Here is an 18,093-nt window from a genome sequence, read left to right on the forward strand (position 1 = left end):
CACTCAACGGTGACTCCTGGGGGCTTTCTCCCTTACGGGGTCTACGCGTTCGGGGGCGGTCCGTCCTTGGGCCGGCCGAGCACTCCGGGGCGTCGCTGCCACGGCAGTGGTCCCGTGGGCGGACGGTAGGCGACCCCCAGGGCGTCGAGGCGCGGGTAGTGGGCGGTCATCCGGCGCTCGAAGTCGGCGAAGTCCCGTTCCGTAGACGCCGGAAGAGCGCTCCAGGCGACCTCGGCGAAGGCCGCGAGCCGGGGGAACGTCTGGTAGTCCACGCGTGCGTGATCCTCCATCACCTCGGTCCACACGTTGGCCTGCGTGCCCAGCACATGACGGGCCTCGGCCTCGGTGAGCTGCTCGGGAACGGGCTCGAACCGGTAGACGTCCTCCAGGGTGCGCACATGGGCGATCGGCACCGGCTCGTCCTCCCCGGGTGCCTGCCGCCAGTCCAAGTACACGTGCTGTTCGGGGCACATGACGACGTCGTGCCCCGCGCGGGCGGCGGTGATCCCGCCCTCGTAGCCACGCCAGGACGACACGACCGCCCCGTCCGCGAGCCCGCCCTCCAGGATCTCGTCCCACCCGACAAGCCTTCTCCCGCGCGCGGAGAGCCACTTGTCGAAGTGTCCGATGAACCACGACTGCAACTCGTCCTCGTCCGCGAGCCCGAGTTCCGCGATGCGCGCCTGCGCGGTCGCCGACTGCTTCCACTGGTCCTTGAGGCATTCGTCACCGCCGACGTGAATGAACTCCGAGGGGAACAGCTCCAGGAGTTCCTCGAACACCCCCTCGTAGAACCGCAGGGTGTTGTCAGTGGGGGCCAGTACGTTGGGGTTGATCCCCCAGTTGTCCCAGACGGAGAGGGAGTTGGTGGCGATGACGTCGGTGTTGCCGAGTTCCGGATACGCGGCGATGGCGGCCTGCGAGTGTCCCGGTACGTCGATTTCCGGGACCACGGCGATATGCCGCTCGGCGGCGTAGGCGACGATCTCCCGGATGTCGTCCTGCGTGTAGTAGCCGCCGTGGGGCTTGTCGTCCCACAGCGGTGAGGCACGGTGGCCGAATTTCGTGCGCGCCCGCCAGGAGCCGATCTCGGTCAGCTTCGGGTACCGCTTGATCTGTACGCGCCAGCCCTGGTCGTCCGTCAAGTGGAAGTGGAAGACGTTGAGTTTGTGCGCCGCCATCAGATCCAGGTAGCGCAGGACGCCTTCCTTGGGCATGAAGTGCCGGGCCACGTCGAGCATGAGGCCGCGCCAGGGGAAACGGGGAGAGTCCTGGATCGTCAGGTGCGGCACGGCCCAGGTGCGATCGCGGTCGAGCGGGGCCCTGCGATACGCCTCGGGGCCGAGGAGTTGACGCAGCGTCTGGGCGCCCCAGAACACACCGGCCGGGCTGCCGCCCTCGATGAAGACCCCGTTCGAGTCGCTGACGAGGCGATACTCCTCGGGGCCGAGCGCGTCGTCGAGTTGAAGCCCGATGCCGTCGTCGCAGGCGTCGTCGAGTTCCCGCCCCTCGTGCAGCGACAACCCGGTGGCCTGCTGGAGAACGGTGCGCAGCCAGTTGCCGACACCCTCCGTCCCGTCGCCGGCGTAGAGCTGGGAGTGCGCCGACAACCGCACCGCGCCAGAACCGGCGACAACACCGCGGGGCGCCGGAATCAGTTCCGTCTCTGAAGTCACGTCGGTCACGTCAGTCCTTAACCGCTCCGCCCAGCCCCGAGACCAGACGTCGCTGTACGAGTACGAAGAACACCAGCACCGGAATCGTCATCACCGTGGAGGCCGCCATGACACCACCCCAGTCCGGATCATCGGGCTTGTAGAAGACAAGGAGGGCCATCGGCAGGGTCGACTGGGAAGTGTCGCTGATGATGAAGGACTTGGCGAAGAGGAAGTCGTTCCAGGCCGAGATGAAGGAAAACACGCTCGTGGCCACCAGCCCCGGGAAGACGAGCGGGAAAAGGATCTGCCACAGGAATCGCGTCCGGCTCGCCCCGTCGATGTACGCGGCCTCCTCCAGCGCGTCCGGCACCGCTTTCACGAACCCCCGCAGCATCCAGATCGCGAACGGCAGCGAGAACGCGATCTGAGGCAGGATCAGCGACCCCAGCGTGTTCAGCAGCCCGAGCCCCCGCATGGTGAAGAACAGAGGGATCGTCAGCGCTTCCACGGGCACCATCTGGGCCACCAGGAACATGATCAGGAGGGTGGTCCGGAAGCGGAACCGGAATCGTGTCACCGCGGTCGCGGCGAGAAAGGCGATCAACGCCGAGACGATGACCACCGAGCACGCCACGACAAGGCTGTTGACGAAGTAACGGCCGAATTCCTGCTGCCCGAACACCCGCCGGAACGAGTCCAGAGAGGGCGCCAGCGTCCACGGCCGGGGCTCGCTCGACTCGATCTCCCCGGCCGGTTTGAAGGCGCTGAGCACCATCCAATAGAGGGGGAAGGCGACGACGACCGCGATCAGCAGCGCCGAGGCCTCGGCAGCGAGCCGCCAGGGCCGCCGGGGTCGTCGTACAAAGCCGCCAAGACCGCGAAGCAGACTCACAGTTCCTCCCCCTGCCTGCGCAGCAGCCGCAGATAGACCAGCGTGACGGCGAGCAGCATCAGCAGCATGACGACACCGATCGCCGAACCGAGGCTGTACTTCGAGGACGCGAACGCCTGTTGATAGGCGTACACGTTCAGCACGAGGTTCTGGCCCGCGATGCCGCCGCCGTTGGTCATGACGTAGATCTGGGTGAAGACCTTGAAGTCCCAGATGACGGACTGGATGGTGACGACGGTCAGGATCGGCCGCAGCATCGGCGTCAGGATGGACCGCCAGATCCGCCACTGCGAGGCCCCGTCCAGAGCGGCGGCCTCCAGCACCTCGGAGGGCACGGCGCGGATGCCGGCGTAGACGGTCACCATCACGAACGGGAAGGAGCACCACACCACTTCGAGCAGGACGAGGAAGAACGCACTGAGGCGCCCGTAGGTCCAGGAGTGGTCCCCGAGCCCGAGGATCCGGTTCACAGGCCCGAAGTCAGGGTCAAAGAGCAACAACCAGACCGTGGAACCAGTGACCGCCGGTGTCGCCCACGCGCCGAGCGCGGCAAGCATCAACACCAGCCGAGGCAAGGCCCGCACCCGCGTGAGCAACACCGCGAGCGCACACCCGACGGCGAGCGTCGAGACGACGCAGGCCCCCGCGAACAACACGGTGGCCACGAGCACTTGCCAGAACTGACTGTCCGAGAAGAGCGCGGAGTAGTTCCCGAACCCCTCAAAGGTCGTCGGCTCCCCACCACTGACCTGGGCCTGCGTGTACTGGAAGAACGAGATCAACCCGAGCTGATAGATGGGGTAGACGAGCAACCCACCAAGGACGACAAGAGCCGGGGAAAGGTACAACCAGGGCGTACTGGCATGCCCTCGGGGGCGCGAGGAACTGCGCGACAAGCCACGACGAACCCGCACCCGCGAGCGCTCCACAACAACCGAGCTATTAGGCGCCACCGGTCAACCCGCGGAGCTGAACGCGTCGTTCATCTTCTTCGCCGCGTCCTTCGAAGCCGCCGCCACGCTCTTCTTGCCGCTGATGACCTCCTGGAGCATCGTAGGCAGCACCAGCGAGGAGTCGATCTCGGACCAACCCGGGGACGCGGGAACGAACTTGGTGCCGGCGGCCAGGGTCTGCACGAACGGCTTCTCGAACGGCACCTTCGCCGCAGCAGCGTCCCGCACGTCGGTGAACGTAGGCAGGAACCCCATCGCATCGAACATGGACGCCTGCGTCGCCTTCGAGGTGAGCTGCTCCATCAGATCCACAGCCAGCGTGCGATGCGACGTGCTCTTCAGGACACCGATGTTGTTGCCTCCGGCGAACGCAGGGGCAACGGACCCGGACGCGACACCTGGCAACGGCACCACCGCGTACTTGCCCTTCACCTTGCCCGCCTCGACAGCCGTATGACTGAAGTCGCCCCCGATGGCCATCCCGGCCTTGCCCGCCGCGAACGCCGTGATCGTGTCGTTGCCGCCCATCACCGCGCACTTGGCGGCGGGACAGTTGTCGCTGGTGAACAGCGAGGTGTACGCCTTGATGCCCTTCTGAGCGGCCGCACTGTCGATCGCGGAGGTGTACGAGCCCCCCGAACCCCCCTTGGCCGTGGCGAGTTCACCCCCGTTGGCCCACACGAACGGCATCGCGCCGTACGTGTACGCGCCGCCGACGACAAGGCCGTAGAGGTCGGACTTCGCCTTGTGGATCTTCCGGGCGGTGGCTGCCAACTCGGCCATGGACTTGGGGGGTTGGAGGCCCAGGTCCTTGAAGACGTCGGTGCGGTAGTACAGGGCGCGGACGCCGACGTAGAACGGGGAGCCGTACATCTTGCCGTCGACCGTGACGGACTGCTTCGCGGTCGGGTCGGTGTCCTTGGCCTCGCTCCACGCGCCGAAGTCCTTGGTGACGTCGAGGAGTCCGCCGTCGTGGACGTAGCCGGCCGTGTCGGTGTTGCCGTACTCCATGACGTCCGGCGCGGACTTCGGGTCGTTGAAGGCGGCCTTCACGCGCTGGGCGCGGGTGTCGATCGGGATGTACTCGACGTCGACCTTGGTGCCCTTGTGGGCCTTCTCGAAGGCGGCGACCACGGAGTCGACGACCTTGGCCTTCGGGTCGTTGCCGACCTCCTGGAAGAGCCACACCCGCAGGGTGCCGCTCTGATCGTCCTTGTCCGAGGACGAGTTGTCGGAGGTCTGGGGCGCGCAGCCGGCGACGACAGCGACGGCCGCCAGGAGTACGGCGAATCGGGGGGCGAGCTTCATGGAGCGTTCCTCCGGGATTCCGGGCGTGCGTTGCAACATATGCAATGAGCGTTTCGCTCTGCACAACACCACGGAGATTAAGGAGTAGATGAACGCGGCCACAAGAGGTCTCAACCACTTCGTGACACGCGAAAGCCGGCCGAAAAGTCGTCGAAACACGCAAAAGGCCCTCGGGGCGCACCGAAGCGCGCCCCGAGGGCCTTACGAAGTCAGACCGCCGGTCCGCAGGAAATCGGACCGGCCGAACGGCTACTTGTCGCCGCCGCCCTTGCCCTTGTCGCCGTCCCCGCCCGAGCCCATGGACTCGTAGATCTCCTTGCACATGGGACACACCGGGTACTTCTTCGGGTCGCGGCCCGGCACCCAGACCTTCCCGCACAACGCCACCACGGGAGTGCCGTCGAGGGCGCTCGCCATGATCTTGTCCTTCTGGACGTAATGGGCGAAGCGCTCATGGTCCCCGTCGCCGTGCGACACCTGGGGCGTCGGCTCTACGAGGGTCCCCGTACCAGTCCCGCGCTCGGGCTCAAGAGTGCTCATAGTGCCAAGGGTACTGAAGCCCGCCCACATCAGTTCCGCGAAGGGCCCCTCAGTTCAGGGAAGGGTCGTCCGGTCAGTTCAGAGAAGGGTCGTCCGGTCAGTTCAGGGAAGGGTCGTCCGGATACGTCGCCACCATCGCCAGCTCGCTGCGCTGGCGGCGCAGCACCTCGCGCCAGAGTCTCTCCGGGGACGGCGAGGACACGTCACCGGGCTCCGACTCGACGACGTACCAGGCGCCCTCCACCAGTTCGGACTCCAGCTGCCCCGGACCCCAGCCCGCGTACCCGGCGAAGATCCGCAGCGAGCCGAGCGCCGAGGCGAGCAGCTCCGGCGGGGCCTCCAGGTCGACGAGTCCGATCGCGCCGTGCACGCGCCGCCAGCCGAGCGGGGCGCGCTCGCCGGCCGCGCCGCCCGGGATGACGGCGACGCCGAGGGCCGAGTCGAGCTGGACCGGGCCGCCCTGGAAGACGACGCCCGGTTCGCCGGCGAGATCCGCCCAGCCCTCCAGGATGTCGCCGACGTCCACAGGGGTCGGGCGGTTGAGGACGACACCGAGGGAGCCCTCCTCGTCGTGGTCGAGAAGGAGCACCACCGCGCGGTCGAAGTTCGGGTCCGCCAGGGCGGGTGTTGCCACGAGCAACCGCCCTGTGAGCGAGGACACCTCGGTCATGCCTGACATGATCCCGCATCTTCCGCGTGATGGGGGAGGCAATGCGGGTACCAGAGTGCATGCAGCTCAGGGCGCACCGAAGCGTCCTCCGCGCACACCCCCGTCCCGTGACCCCATGTGCCCGATTGGGAACGGTTCGTGTTGTGACACAGCTATGACGTAGCTGGGTACTCCTTGGGCTTTCAGGAGGGGGGTGGGCGGCCATTACGCTTACGTCTTCGGCCCCTGCCCAACTCCACGGAACGCGAGATTCATGACCGTCAACGGCTCAGACGACGTACTGCTTGTCCACGGCGGAACCCCGCTCGAGGGCGAGATCCGTGTCCGCGGTGCGAAGAACCTCGTACCCAAGGCCATGGTCGCCGCCCTGCTGGGCAGCGAGCCAAGTCGACTGCGCAACGTTCCGGACATCCGTGACGTTCGTGTCGTACGCGGACTGCTGCAACTGCACGGGGTGACGGTCCGTCCGGGTGAGGAGCCGGGCGAGCTGGTGCTCGATCCGTCGCACGTGGAGAGCGCCAACGTCGCCGACATCGATGCCCACGCGGGCTCGTCGCGCATCCCGATCCTGTTCTGCGGTCCGCTGCTGCACCGGCTCGGGCACGCGTTCATCCCGGGTCTCGGCGGCTGCGACATCGGCGGCCGGCCGATCGACTTCCACTTCGAGGTGCTGCGGCAGTTCGGCGCGAAGATCGAGAAGCGGGCGGACGGCCAGTACCTGGAGGCTCCGCAGCGGCTGCGCGGCACGAAGATCCAGCTGCCGTACCCGTCCGTGGGCGCGACCGAACAGGTCCTGTTGACGGCGGTGTTGGCGGAGGGTGTCACCGAACTCGCCAACGCGGCCGTGGAACCGGAGATCGAGGACCTCATCTGCGTACTGCAGAAGATGGGCGCGATCATCGCCATGGACACCGACCGCACGATCCGCATCACCGGTGTGGACTCGCTCGGCGGCTACACCCACGCGGCGCTCCCGGACCGCCTGGAGGCCGCGTCCTGGGCGTCGGCGGCGCTGGCGACCGAGGGCAACATCTACGTCCGGGGCGCGCAGCAGCGCTCGATGATGACGTTCCTCAACACCTACCGGAAGGTGGGCGGTGCCTTCGCGATCGACGACGAGGGCATCCGCTTCTGGCACCCCGGCGGCCAGTTGAAGTCCATCGCGCTCGAAACGGACGTGCACCCCGGCTTCCAGACGGACTGGCAGCAGCCGCTGGTCGTCGCCCTCACGCAGGCGACGGGCCTCTCCATCGTGCACGAGACGGTCTACGAGTCCCGCCTCGGCTTCACCTCCGCGCTCAACCAGATGGGCGCGCACATCCAGCTCTACCGCGAGTGCCTCGGCGGCTCCCACTGCCGCTTCGGCCAGCGCAACTTCCTCCACTCGGCGGTCGTCTCGGGCCCGACCCGCCTCCAGGGCGCCGACCTGGTCATCCCCGACCTCCGCGGCGGCTTCTCGTACCTCATCGCCGCCCTGGCGGCCCAGGGCACGTCCCGCGTCCACGGCATCGACCTCATCAACCGCGGCTACGAGAACTTCATGGAGAAGCTCGTGGAGCTCGGCGCGAAGGTGGAGCTGCCGGGCAAGGCGCTCGGCTGACCTTCACCCGCTGGGCGTGATGAGGCCCGAACTGCCGGGTGAAGCGCTCTTTGGCTGATCGCCGCCCGGTCGCCCGGCCCAAGGGCCGCACTGGGTCTCTGCTGGGGGTCCGGGGGTTATCCCCCGGGCAAGCACAGCATGGAGAAGCTCGTGGAGCTGGGCGCGAAGGTCGAACTCCCGGGCAAGGCGCTCGGATAAGCAGTCGTACGTACGACGATGGGGCGGCCACCCTGACCGGGTGGCCGCCCCATTCGCGTTACTCGAGCCTCGTACGCAATCCCGTCGCGTACGCGAAGGCTTACTTGCCCTTGGCGGCTTCCTTGAGCTTCGAGCCCGCGGACACCTTGACGCTGTAACCGGCGGGGATGTTGATCGGGTCGCCGGTCTGCGGGTTGCGCGCGGTGCGAGCGGCACGGTGGGTGCGCTCGAAGGTGAGGAAGCCGGGGATGGTGACCTTCTCGTCGCCCTTGGAGACAATCTCGCCGACGGTCTCGGCGAACGCGGCCAGAACGGCGTCGGCGTCCTTGCGGGTCACCTCGGCACGGTCGGCCAGCGCGGCCACCAGCTCACTGCGGTTCATGTTGTTACTCCCGTGTTCTTCTTGCCGTTTGAGGCGTGCCACGCGGCGGAGCCGCATATCGGGCACGGTGAAGCCGATGCTGCCAGGGTCCTCGGTGAGTCCCCGGACCCGGGTCCGTCGTCCAGACCCTCGCGCCCGAAGACGCATCCTGCCCCTACCTGCGGCGGGAAAGCCAATCCGGCACCCGTAGGAGTCGCGAGAACACCCTTGGGAGTCACACGAAGAGCGCCACGCCCTCTGCGTGGTGACGCTCCGTCGGCTCCCGGCAGCGAGGGCCGGGCCTGGAAGGCCCGAAACCTGGCCGCCACGATAAACGGCCGCCGAAGGCCCCGGGTTCCGCGACGCGCCGATGTGCGAGCGGCCGTGGCGATCCTCACAGCCGCCGCACACCCGCCGATCGAGGCGCTACGACAGCGTCTACGACACGGAGGGCGCCGCCGAGGCCGCCGCCACCCCCGCCGCCTTGGCCGCTTCGCGCACCGCGCCCGCGACCGCGCCGGCGACCTTGTCGTTGAAGACGCTGGGGATGATGTAGTTCGCGTTCAGCTCATCCTCGGTCACCACGTTCGCGAGTGCGGTCGCCGCGGCGAGCATCATCTCGGTGTTGACGGTGCGGGACTGCGCGTCGAGCAGACCGCGGAAGACACCCGGGAAGACCAGCACGTTGTTGATCTGGTTCGGGAAGTCCGAGCGGCCCGTGGCCACAACCGCCGCCGTCTGACGGGCGATCGTGGGGTCGACCTCGGGGTCCGGGTTCGCGAGCGCGAACACGATCGCACCCTCGGCCATCGCGGCCACGTCGTCGCCGTCGAGGACGTTCGGGGCGGAGACGCCGATGAAGACGTCGGCGCCGCGCACGGCCTCCTTGAGCGTGCCCGTGAGGCTCTCGGGGTTGGTGTTGTCGGCGATCCAGCGCAGCGGCGAGTCCGGCTTGGCGTCGACCAGGTCCTCGCGGCCGGCGTGCACGACACCGTGGATGTCGGCAACGACCGCGTTCTTGACACCGGCGGCGAGCAGCAGCTTGAGGATGGCCGTACCGGCCGCGCCCGCGCCGGACATGACGACCCGGATGTCACCGATGTCCTTGCCCGCGACGCGCAGCGCGTTCGTCAGCGCGGCGAGGACGACGATCGCGGTGCCGTGCTGGTCGTCGTGGAAGACGGGGATGTCGAGGGCCTCGCGCAGCCGGGCCTCGATCTCGAAGCAGCGCGGCGCGGAGATGTCCTCCAGGTTGATGCCGGCGAAGCCCGGGGCGATGGCCTTGACGATCGCGACGATCTCGTCGGTGTCCTGGGTGTCCAGGCACAGCGGCCAGGCGTCGATGCCGGCGAACCGCTTGAACAGGGCCGCCTTACCCTCCATGACCGGCAGCGCGGCCTTGGGGCCGATGTTGCCGAGGCCCAGGACGGCCGAGCCGTCGGTGACGACCGCGACGGAGTTGCGCTTGATGGTGAGGCGGCGCGCGTCCTCGGGGTTCTCCGCGATCGCCATGCACACGCGGGCCACGCCCGGGGTGTAGATCATGGAGAGGTCGTCACGGTTGCGGATCGGGTGCTTGGACTGCATCTCGATCTTGCCGCCGAGGTGCATGAGGAACGTACGGTCGGAGACCTTGCCCAGGGTGACGCCCTCGATGCCGCGCAGCTGCTGGACGATCTCGTCGGCGTGGGCCGTCGAGGACGCCGCGATGGTGACGTCGATCCGGAGCTTCTCGTGGCCGGAGGCGGTCACGTCGAGGCCGGTCACCGAGCCTCCGTGGGACTCCACGGCCGTGGTGATCTGGGAGACCGCCGTTCCGCTCGCGGGCACCTCCAGACGGACCGTGATCGAGTAGGAGACGCTGGGCGCCGTAGCCATGGCCGACTTCCTCTGCTTTCACCGTTGAGCTGAGTACGCGTTCCGATCGTCGCACCTACTGCCCGGTAGACGTTAGCCACCCCCTATTGCGAACGTTTTGTTCGCAAGAAAAAGAGGCCCCCGTCACTTTTCCCGTGACGGGGGCCTCTCCGACAAGCAATGACACCGACCCGCCATGCTCGCCTCGCGGCAAGTGGTCGCTCGTAGCGACGAAGGTTGGGCCCGGGGGCTTGGATCGGGCCGGTGTCACATCCAGGCTAACAAACAGATCCCGTAAGACCATTCCCATCCCGAGAGTTCATCGAAAGCACCTCTCGGCCGGACCCGCGGCCGGCCCCTCAGTCCCTGAGCAGATCGGGAACCCCGTTCGCGTCCGGCTCGTCCCGCTCGGCCGAGACGACCGTGAGCTGCTGGGTCGCGCGGGTGAGGGCGACGTAGAGGACGCGCAGGCCGGCGGGCGACTCGTCGGCGATCTCCGCCGGCGAGACGACGACCGTCGCGTCGTATTCGAGCCCCTTGGCCTCCAGGCTGCCGAGGGCCACGACCCGGTCCCCGAGGCCGGTGAGCCAACGGCGGGCCTCCTCGCGGCGGTTCATGGCGACGACCACGCCGACGGTGCCGTCGACCTGGTCGAGCAGGCGGGCGGCCTCCGCGCGGACCGACTCCGAGAGCGAGTTCCGTACGACGGCGAAGCGCGGTCGTACGCCCGTGGAGCGGACCGCCGACGGGGACTCGGAGCCGGGCATCGCCAGCGCCAGGACCTTCGCCGCCAGTTCCGCGATCTCGGCGGGGTTGCGGTAGTTGACCGTGAGGGTGAAGCGGCGGCGGGGGCGGGAGCCGAGGGCCTCGTCGCGGGCCTCGGCGGCCTCGTCGGGGTCGGACCAGGAGGACTGGGCCGGGTCGCCTACGACCGTCCAGGTGGCGTGCCGGCCGCGGCGGCCGACCATGCGCCACTGCATCGGGGTGAGATCCTGGGCCTCGTCGACGATGACGTGCGCGTACTCGGTGCGCTCCTGGGCGAGCCGCTCGGCCCGTTCGCGCTGCGACTCCTCGCGTACGGGCATCAGCTCTTCGAGTCCGGTGAGCTGGTCCAGCGGGTCCAGGTCGCGCCGCTTGCGGGGGCGGGCCGGGGTGCCGAGGATCGCCTGGAGTTCGTCGAGGATGGCCACGTCGTGGACCGAGAGGCCCTCGCGCTTCAGGGCGCGGGAGACTCTGCGGACCTCGCCGGGGTTGAGGATGCGCCGGGCCCAGCGGCCGAGCTTGCGCTCGTCGGACATGGACTCCAGGACGGCGCGCGGGGTGAGTTCGGGCCACCAGGCGTCGAGGAACGCGATGAACTCGTCCTCGCTCGCGATGTCCTCGTCGAAGGACGAGCGCAGTTCGGCGGCGAGTTCGGGATCGGTGTGCCGTCCTGCCGAACCGGAGCGCTCCCACAGGGCGTCCAGAAGCAGCTTGCGGGCACGCGGCCGCAGCATGTTGACCGGGGCCGTACCGCTGAGCACGCTCTGCCGGACGCGCTCCAGGTCGGCGGCCTCCAGTTCAAGGCGCCGCCCGAAGGCGACGACCCGTAGCCGAGTCGGCGCGTCGCTCGACTCCAGGGCTCCGCGCGCGGCCTTCCGCAGCACGCGCAGCATCCGGTACGAGCCCTTCGCGCGGGCCACGGCCGGGGAGTCGTACAGGGTGGCCTCGGCGCCGTCGACGAGCGAACCGATCGCCCGGATGGCGACCTGGCCCTCCTCGCCGAGGGACGGCAGGACGCCCTCGGTGTACGCGACCAGCAGCGGGGTCGGCGAGACGATGAGGATGCCGCCCGCGTACCGGCGCCGGTCCTGGTAGAGCAGGTAGGCGGCGCGGTGCAGGGCGACGGCCGTCTTGCCGGTCCCCGGGCCCCCCTCGACGTAGGTCACCGACGCGGCGGGCGCGCGGATCACCAGGTCCTGCTCGGCCTGGATCGACGCCACGATGTCGCGCATGGTGTGACTGCGGGCCTGACCGAGCGCGGCCATCAGGGCGCCGTCGCCGATGACGGCCAGCTGCTCACCGTCGAGGAAGGCGCTCAACTCCGGCCGCATCAGGTCGTCTTCGACCCCGAGCACCCGGCGCCCCTTGGACCGGATGACCCGGCGCCGTACGACACGCCCCGGGTCGACCGGCGTGGACCGGTAGAAGGGCGCGGCGGCGGGCGCCCGCCAGTCGATGACGAGGGGCGCGTACTCGGAGTCGAGGACTCCGATACGGCCGATGTGCAGGGTCTCGGCGATATCGGCGGTGCTGTCGTCCCGGACAGCGCCTTCAGCCGGTTCTACGGCGGTGTAGGCGCCGTCGGGCCCCTTCTTGCCGTCCTTGCCGAGGAGGAGGTCGATCCTGCCGAAGAGGAAGTCCTCGAACTCGTTGTTGAGCCGGTTGAGGTGGATACCGGCGCGGAACACCTGCGCGTCCCGTTCGGCGAGCGCGCCGGGCGTGCCGACCTGGCCGCGCTTGGCCGCGTCGTTCATGAGGAACTCGGCCTCGTGGATCTTCTCCTCGAGCCGCCGGTACACCCGGTCCAGGTGTGCCTGTTCGACGCTGATCTCCCGGTCCCGTAGCGAATCCTGGGCGGATTTGTCGGACACCGTGTCGAGCGCGGTCTCCTGTTGAGCCTGTGCGGCCACCGGGCCCCCTTCTGACGTGCTGGGCAGCCGTCAACCGTACGCGAAAAAAGGCCTCGGTAGTGAGGGGCCTGCCCGGTGGATCTTGACAAAAACGCGGGGCCCGGCACGCGCGCCTTCCGCGTTCCGGGCCCCACACACCACAACCGGCCGGTTGTACAGGTGCTTACGCGTCCACTGCCACGAGCTTCTTGCCGTCGAAGGTCATGACCTCGAAGTGGTCGATCTCGTTCGGCGTGAAGGCCGCTCCGCCCTGGGCGTAGAGCGGGTTCTTTGCCTCCGTCTTGGTGGCGTTCGCGATGCCGTAACCCCAGGCCGGGACCGACCAGGAGCTCATGGTCTCGCGCTCGCCGTTCTTGCCGACGGCGATCAGGGAGCACTTCAGCGGGCCCTTGACGTTCTTGAGCTCCACTACCCCGAGGGTGCCCCAGTCCTTCTTGGACATCGCCACGGTCGCGGTGACCTTGGTGCTCGCGTCCGTCGCCGTGACCTTGTCGGACAAAGTGTCGAAGGTGGTCTTGGCGGTGGACACGGCCACGTTGTTGCCGCCGCCCGAGTCGTTGCCGCCGTTGGCCGCGATGACGGCCAGCGGTCCGGCGATGATCAGGGCGGCCGCGGCGGCGATCATGTAGAAACTGCGCCGACGCTTCTGGGCCCGACGGTCACCGACGTCGTCGACCAGCCGCTCCACCAGCCGTGGACTGGGTTTCGCGGCCAGGGACTCGGCGATCGCCGGGGTGCCGGTGCCCGGCAGATCCGCGAGCGCCGCCAGCATCGGTTCCATCCCGGCCAGCTCGTCGAGCTGCTGGGCGCACCATTCACAGGTGGCGAGATGGGCCTCGAAAGCGGTTGCTTCGGCGTCGTCGAGAATCCCGAGGGCATAGGCGCCGACGGTCTCGTGTTCGTTCGAGCCCTGAGATCCCTGCATGGAACCAGGACTACCCGTTCCGTATCCCCCGTAAATGCTCATGCCGTCACCCCCCGCTCCTCCAGAGCAAGCTTCATCGATCGAAGGGCGTAGAACACCCTTGAGCGCACCGTGCCACTGGGGATGCCAAGCGTCTCGGCCGCCTCATTGACGGTACGCCCCTTGAAGTACGTCTCGACGAGCACCTCCCGGTGGGCCGGGGTCAGGTCGTCCAGCGCGTCCGACAGTGTCATCAGCCACAACGCCTTGTCGATCTCGTCCTCCGCGGGGATGACCTCCAGCGGCGACGGGTCCACCTCCTGCGGCCGGGCCTGCCGGCTGCGGTGACCGTCGATGACGATGCGCCGTGCCACCGTCACAAGCCAGGGTCGTACCGATCCGGTCGCCCGGTTGAGCTGGCCGGCGTTCTTCCAGGCCCGGATGAGCGTCTCCTGCACCACGTCCTCGGCACGCTGCCGGTCCCCGGCGACGAGCCGCAACACATAGGCGAGCAAGGGTCCGGCGTGCTCTCGGTACAGGGCACGCATCAGCTCCTCATCAGGTTCCGAGGACTGGGACATGCGATGTCGGGCCCTCGGTGCGTGTTCATTGGCCACGACGGAATCCTTGCGCACGCCCACCTCCGGTGTCCGGGGGTTCCCCCAGTCGGTCGCTCATGGAGAGGTACGCGGGCGGGTGGTCGAGTGTTCAACGTGAGGCGACAGTTTTCTTGGAAGTGACGTGACGAGCGGGACATGAGTGCACATTCCCACCGTACGATCTTTACATTTCCACCACACGAGCAAGATCACGCGAGCTGCCCGGACGGCGCCGGAGTGAAACGCACTGTTGTCGAAATCACTTCGACAATTGACGTCCCGTCACTCCACAGAAGCCGCATAAGGGATTCTCAGGCTCGCGCGAGCGCGGCGCGCCGCCGATGCCGGGCCACTCTTTCCCGGTTCCCGCACACCTCACTGGAGCACCAGCGCCTCCTGCGCCCCCGGGACGAATCCAGATAAACGATCGGGCAGTTGTCCCCTTCGCACTCCCTGAGCGAGGCCCGGGCGACGGGATCGGTGAGCAGTTCCACGACGTCCCGCGCGATCACCGAGAGCAACGCATCGCACCCCGGCTGCGCGTCCAACTGCCGTACCAGCGCGCCCTCTTCGTCGCGTACGGCACGGGGTGCGGGGGTGGCGGCGCGGGCGAGGTCGTTGACGCGGGCGAGGGCGAGGTCGTAGGGCCGGGTATCGTCCGACGACCTGCTACTGCTGCGCACCAACTGCCCGATCTGCCCCCGCAGTTCACGAAACCCGACAAGCCAGGAGGAGTCGACGTGCGCGAGCGGGGTGGCCGCGGGGACGAGCCCCGAGCGGACGATCCACGCGCGGAGCGGCTCCGGTGCGTCGAGCCGTTCCTCGGGATGCGTGGTCGCGAGCAGATCCAGACAGATCCGCCCGGCGTCGAAACGCAGCTCGTACGGGGCCATGGTCGAACCGAGTGCCATGTGCCTGTCACCGCCTCGGGATTACCCCGGTCGGGAAACCGATGTCTCTACAGTGCCTGCCCGCTCGCGTGGCCGTAACCCCTCGGAGCTTGGGCGCAGGGCGACTTTTGATGCGGGGCGGCACGATCCAGCCCGTTGGGGCCCCCTCTGGGGGAGTTTGAGGACGAGGCCCTTTCGGGGCCGATGGGGGTCTGGGGGCGCAGCCCCCGGCTACGTCCGCCTCAACGCCGGTTCACGCGTCGGAGTACTTGGAGTCGGCCGCCGGGTCCAGCGCCAGCCGGTACCCCCGTTTCACCACCGTCTGGATCAGCTTCGGAGATCCAAGTGCCGTACGGAGCCGGGCCATCGCTGTCTCCACGGCGTGCTCGTCGCGGCCGGCGCCGGGGAGGGCGCGGAGGAGTTCCGCGCGGGCGACGACCCAGCCCGGGCGGCGGGACAGGGCCCTGAGCAAGGACATGCCGGCCGGCGGGACGGGTCGTAGCGCGCCGTCGACCAGGACCGCGTGGCCGCGGATCTCCACCCGGTGGCCCGCGACGGGCAACGTGCGGGCGCGGGCGGGGAGTTCCTGGCAGAGGAGTTGGACGAGGGGGCCGAGGCGGAAGCGTTCGGGCTGGACCGTGGTGATGCCGTGGTTCTGGAGGGGGAGCGCGGTGACGGGGCCGACGCAGGCCGGGAGGACGTCGTGGTGCAGGGCGGCGAGGAGTTCGGGCAACAGGCCGCGCGTCTCGGCGCGGGACAGCAGCGACGCGGCGGCCGGTGCGCTGGTGAACGTCAGCGCGTCCAGGCCCCGGGAGACCGTGGCGTCCAGGAGCCGGTCCAGCGGGGCGATGTCCTCGGGCGGCATCCACCGGTACACGGGAACGACGACGACGTCCGCGCCGCCCGCCCGCAGTGATTCCACGAACCCGGGCAGGGGTTCGCCGTGCAGCTGGATCGCGACCCGGCGGCCCTCGACGCCCTCCTCCAGGAGCCGGTCGAGCACCTCCGCCATGGACTCGGAGGACGGGGACCACTCCTCGGTCAGCCCTGCGGCGCGCACCGCTCCTTTGACCTTGGGTCCGCGCGCGAGCAGTTCCACCCCGCGCAACCGGTCGAGGAGCGCCTCCCCGAGCCCCCACCCGTCGGCGGCCTCGATCCACCCCCGGAACCCGATGGCGGTCGTGGCCACCACCACGTCCGGCGCCTGGTCGATCAACTCCTTGGTCGCGGCGAGCAGTTCACTGTCGTCGGCGAGCGGCACGATCCGCAGCGCGGGCGCGTGCACGACCACCGCGCCGCGCCGCTGGAGCAGTGCCCCCAGCTCGTCGGCGCGGCGCGCGGCGGTGACGCCCACGGTGAACCCCGAGAGGGGTCCGTGTTCCGCGCGGTGCTCCGTGCGATCCGGTCGCTGCTGTTCCTCGTGCATGGGTCTCGTCCCGAATGTCGTCGTACACGCGATGATGCAGGGCCTACATGCCGAACGAGCCTGTCAACGGCGCGTGACAGGCTCGGTTCGGCTTTATGTCGCCGGTGTTACGTCACACCTCGGCATAGCTGAGCTGCGGCTTCGCCTCCGATGCGGAAGCTTTGGCCTGAGCCTGGGCGGTAGGGCGGCGAAGGTATACGGCCCACGTCACGCCGAAGCAGAGGCCGTAGAAGACAAGGAAGGCGACGAACGCGCCGGTCCCCGAGCCGGAGGACAGGAACGACTGCCGGAAGGCGAGGTTGATGCCGACCCCGCCGAGCGCGCCCACGGCTCCGATGAGCCCCATGGAGGCACCGGAGAGCCGACGCCCGTAAGCGGCGGCCTCGTCCCCTTCGAGCCCCTTCGCGAGGGCCTTGGTCTGGAAGATGCCGGGGATCATCTTGTACGTCGACCCGTTGCCGAGCCCGCTGAGCACGAACAGGACGACGAACACGGTGACGAACAGCGGCAGTGACTTCTGCATGCTGGCGACCACCAGGATCGCGGTCGCGGCGGCCATGGCGACGAAGTTCCACAGGGTGATCCGGGCGCCGCCGTAGCGGTCGGCGAGCCATCCGCCGACGGGCCGGATCAGCGAGCCGAGCAGCGGGCCGATGAAGGTGAGATTCGCGGCCTGCAACGGCGTACGGCCGAACTGGACCTGAAGCACCTGCCCGAACGCGAACGCGTACCCGATGAACGACCCGAACGTGCCGATGTACAGGAACGCCATGATCCAGGTGTGCCAGTCCCGCGCGGCGTCCTTGGCGGCGCCGGTGTCGTTCTTCACGGAGGTGAGGTTGTCCATGAAGAGGGCGGCGAGGACGGCGGCGACGAGGATGAGCGGTATGTAGATCCCGAGCAGCACGCGCGGTCCGCCACTGGCGCCGATGATCGCGAGGGCGACCAGCTGGATCACGGGCACGCCGATGTTGCCGCCCCCGGCGTTCAGCCCCAGCGCCCACCCCTTCTTCCGCAACGGGAAGAAGGCGTTGATGTTGGTCATGGAGGAGGCGAAGTTGCCGCCGCCGATGCCGGCCAGCAGGCCGATCCAGAGGAAGGTGTCGAAGGACGTCCCCGGCTTCATCACGACGAACGCGGCGATGGTGGGGATGAGCAGCAGGCTCGCGGAGATGATCGTCCAGTTCCGCCCGCCGAACACGGCGACCGCGAAGGTGTACGGCACCCGGACGACCGCGCCGACGAGCGTGACCATCGACGTCAGCAGGAACTTGTCGGCCGGCGTCAGCCCGTACTCCGGGCCCATGAAGAGCACCAGGACGGACCACAGGGTCCAGATCGAGAAGCCGATGTGCTCGGAGAGCACGGAGAAGACGAGGTTGCGGCGGGCGACCTTCTCACCGGTCTCCTGCCAGAAGGTCTCGTCCTCCGGGTCCCAGTGCTCGATCCACTTGCCGGGGGCGGGAGTTGGGGCCGGGGCTGTCATGACGCCTCCACGATGCACTACGGGTCAACGAGCAGTGATGCATCCCGAAGGTAGGGAGGGCTGGTTTCCGCGCTGTGGC

At 68.6% G+C, this 18,093-nt stretch carries 15 protein-coding genes; 1 reads left to right on the forward strand and 14 read right to left on the reverse strand.

Features of this window, described 5'->3' with window-relative positions; genetic code table 11:
• Nucleotides 1-41: 41 nt before the first annotated feature.
• From ACIBK4_RS45645 to ACIBK4_RS45670, 6 genes are all read right to left on the reverse strand, one after another.
• Entirely contained in the window at nt 42-1,685 is a 1,644-nt protein-coding gene (locus ACIBK4_RS45645; protein ID WP_399005244.1) for a beta-N-acetylhexosaminidase, read from the reverse strand.
• 1 nt (nt 1,686) lies between these two features.
• Complete coding sequence (locus ACIBK4_RS45650) at nt 1,687-2,550, reverse strand: carbohydrate ABC transporter permease (RefSeq protein ID WP_390160072.1); 864 nt, start codon at nt 2,548-2,550, stop codon at nt 1,687-1,689.
• On the reverse strand, nt 2,547-3,464 hold the full coding sequence (locus tag ACIBK4_RS45655; RefSeq protein WP_399005246.1) for a carbohydrate ABC transporter permease: 918 nt from the start codon (nt 3,462-3,464) through the stop codon (nt 2,547-2,549). Before ACIBK4_RS45655 ends, ACIBK4_RS45650 begins: the two co-directional genes overlap by 4 nt.
• A 42-nt stretch (nt 3,465-3,506) precedes the next feature.
• Nucleotides 3,507-4,811 (reverse strand): extracellular solute-binding protein, encoded by a 1,305-nt coding sequence (locus ACIBK4_RS45660; protein WP_399005248.1) that lies wholly within the window; start codon nt 4,809-4,811, stop codon nt 3,507-3,509.
• Nucleotides 4,812-5,060: 249 nt separating this feature from the next.
• Nucleotides 5,061-5,351: a DUF3039 domain-containing protein gene (locus tag ACIBK4_RS45665; protein WP_026150330.1), complete on the reverse strand. Its 291-nt coding sequence runs from the start codon at nt 5,349-5,351 to the stop codon at nt 5,061-5,063.
• Nucleotides 5,352-5,448: 97 nt separating this feature from the next.
• The gene (locus ACIBK4_RS45670; protein WP_399005250.1) at nt 5,449-6,021 is read right to left on the reverse strand and encodes a YqgE/AlgH family protein; all 573 of its coding nucleotides are present in this window, start codon (nt 6,019-6,021) and stop codon (nt 5,449-5,451) included.
• Between the two features lie 253 nt (nt 6,022-6,274).
• Here ACIBK4_RS45670 and murA point away from each other — a divergent pair, with 253 nt between their 5' ends.
• Nucleotides 6,275-7,621: a UDP-N-acetylglucosamine 1-carboxyvinyltransferase gene (murA, locus tag ACIBK4_RS45675; RefSeq protein ID WP_043679363.1), complete on the forward strand. Its 1,347-nt coding sequence runs from the start codon at nt 6,275-6,277 to the stop codon at nt 7,619-7,621.
• A gap of 298 nt (nt 7,622-7,919) precedes the next feature.
• Here the strand turns inward: murA and ACIBK4_RS45680 are convergent, their stop codons facing one another.
• From ACIBK4_RS45680 to ACIBK4_RS45715, 8 genes are all read right to left on the reverse strand, one after another.
• Nucleotides 7,920-8,201 (reverse strand): HU family DNA-binding protein, encoded by a 282-nt coding sequence (locus ACIBK4_RS45680; RefSeq protein ID WP_019056394.1) that lies wholly within the window; start codon nt 8,199-8,201, stop codon nt 7,920-7,922.
• A 417-nt stretch (nt 8,202-8,618) separates the two neighbouring features.
• The gene (locus tag ACIBK4_RS45685; RefSeq protein ID WP_399005253.1) at nt 8,619-10,058 is read right to left on the reverse strand and encodes an NAD-dependent malic enzyme; all 1,440 of its coding nucleotides are present in this window, start codon (nt 10,056-10,058) and stop codon (nt 8,619-8,621) included.
• 338 nt (nt 10,059-10,396) lie between these two features.
• Nucleotides 10,397-12,709 (reverse strand): HelD family protein, encoded by a 2,313-nt coding sequence (locus tag ACIBK4_RS45690; protein WP_399005255.1) that lies wholly within the window; start codon nt 12,707-12,709, stop codon nt 10,397-10,399.
• Between the two features lie 163 nt (nt 12,710-12,872).
• Nucleotides 12,873-13,634 (reverse strand): zf-HC2 domain-containing protein, encoded by a 762-nt coding sequence (locus ACIBK4_RS45695; protein WP_399005257.1) that lies wholly within the window; start codon nt 13,632-13,634, stop codon nt 12,873-12,875.
• A 38-nt stretch (nt 13,635-13,672) separates the two neighbouring features.
• Nucleotides 13,673-14,194 carry a sigma-70 family RNA polymerase sigma factor gene (locus ACIBK4_RS45700; protein ID WP_019056398.1) on the reverse strand — a complete coding sequence of 174 codons (522 nt, stop codon included), beginning with the start codon at nt 14,192-14,194 and terminating at the stop codon, nt 13,673-13,675.
• 329 nt (nt 14,195-14,523) lie between these two features.
• Entirely contained in the window at nt 14,524-15,123 is a 600-nt protein-coding gene (locus ACIBK4_RS45705; RefSeq protein WP_399005260.1) for a CGNR zinc finger domain-containing protein, read from the reverse strand.
• A gap of 232 nt (nt 15,124-15,355) precedes the next feature.
• A complete protein-coding gene (locus ACIBK4_RS45710; RefSeq protein WP_399005262.1) occupies nt 15,356-16,528 on the reverse strand; it encodes a uroporphyrinogen-III synthase in 1,173 nt (390 codons plus the stop codon).
• A gap of 112 nt (nt 16,529-16,640) precedes the next feature.
• Nucleotides 16,641-18,014: a nitrate/nitrite transporter gene (locus ACIBK4_RS45715; protein WP_399005264.1), complete on the reverse strand. Its 1,374-nt coding sequence runs from the start codon at nt 18,012-18,014 to the stop codon at nt 16,641-16,643.
• Nucleotides 18,015-18,093 lie beyond the last annotated feature (79 nt).

The organism is Streptomyces sp. NPDC050528 (assembly GCF_044457795.1).
In the GTDB taxonomy this organism is placed as follows: Bacteria; Actinomycetota; Actinomycetes; order Streptomycetales; family Streptomycetaceae; genus Streptomyces.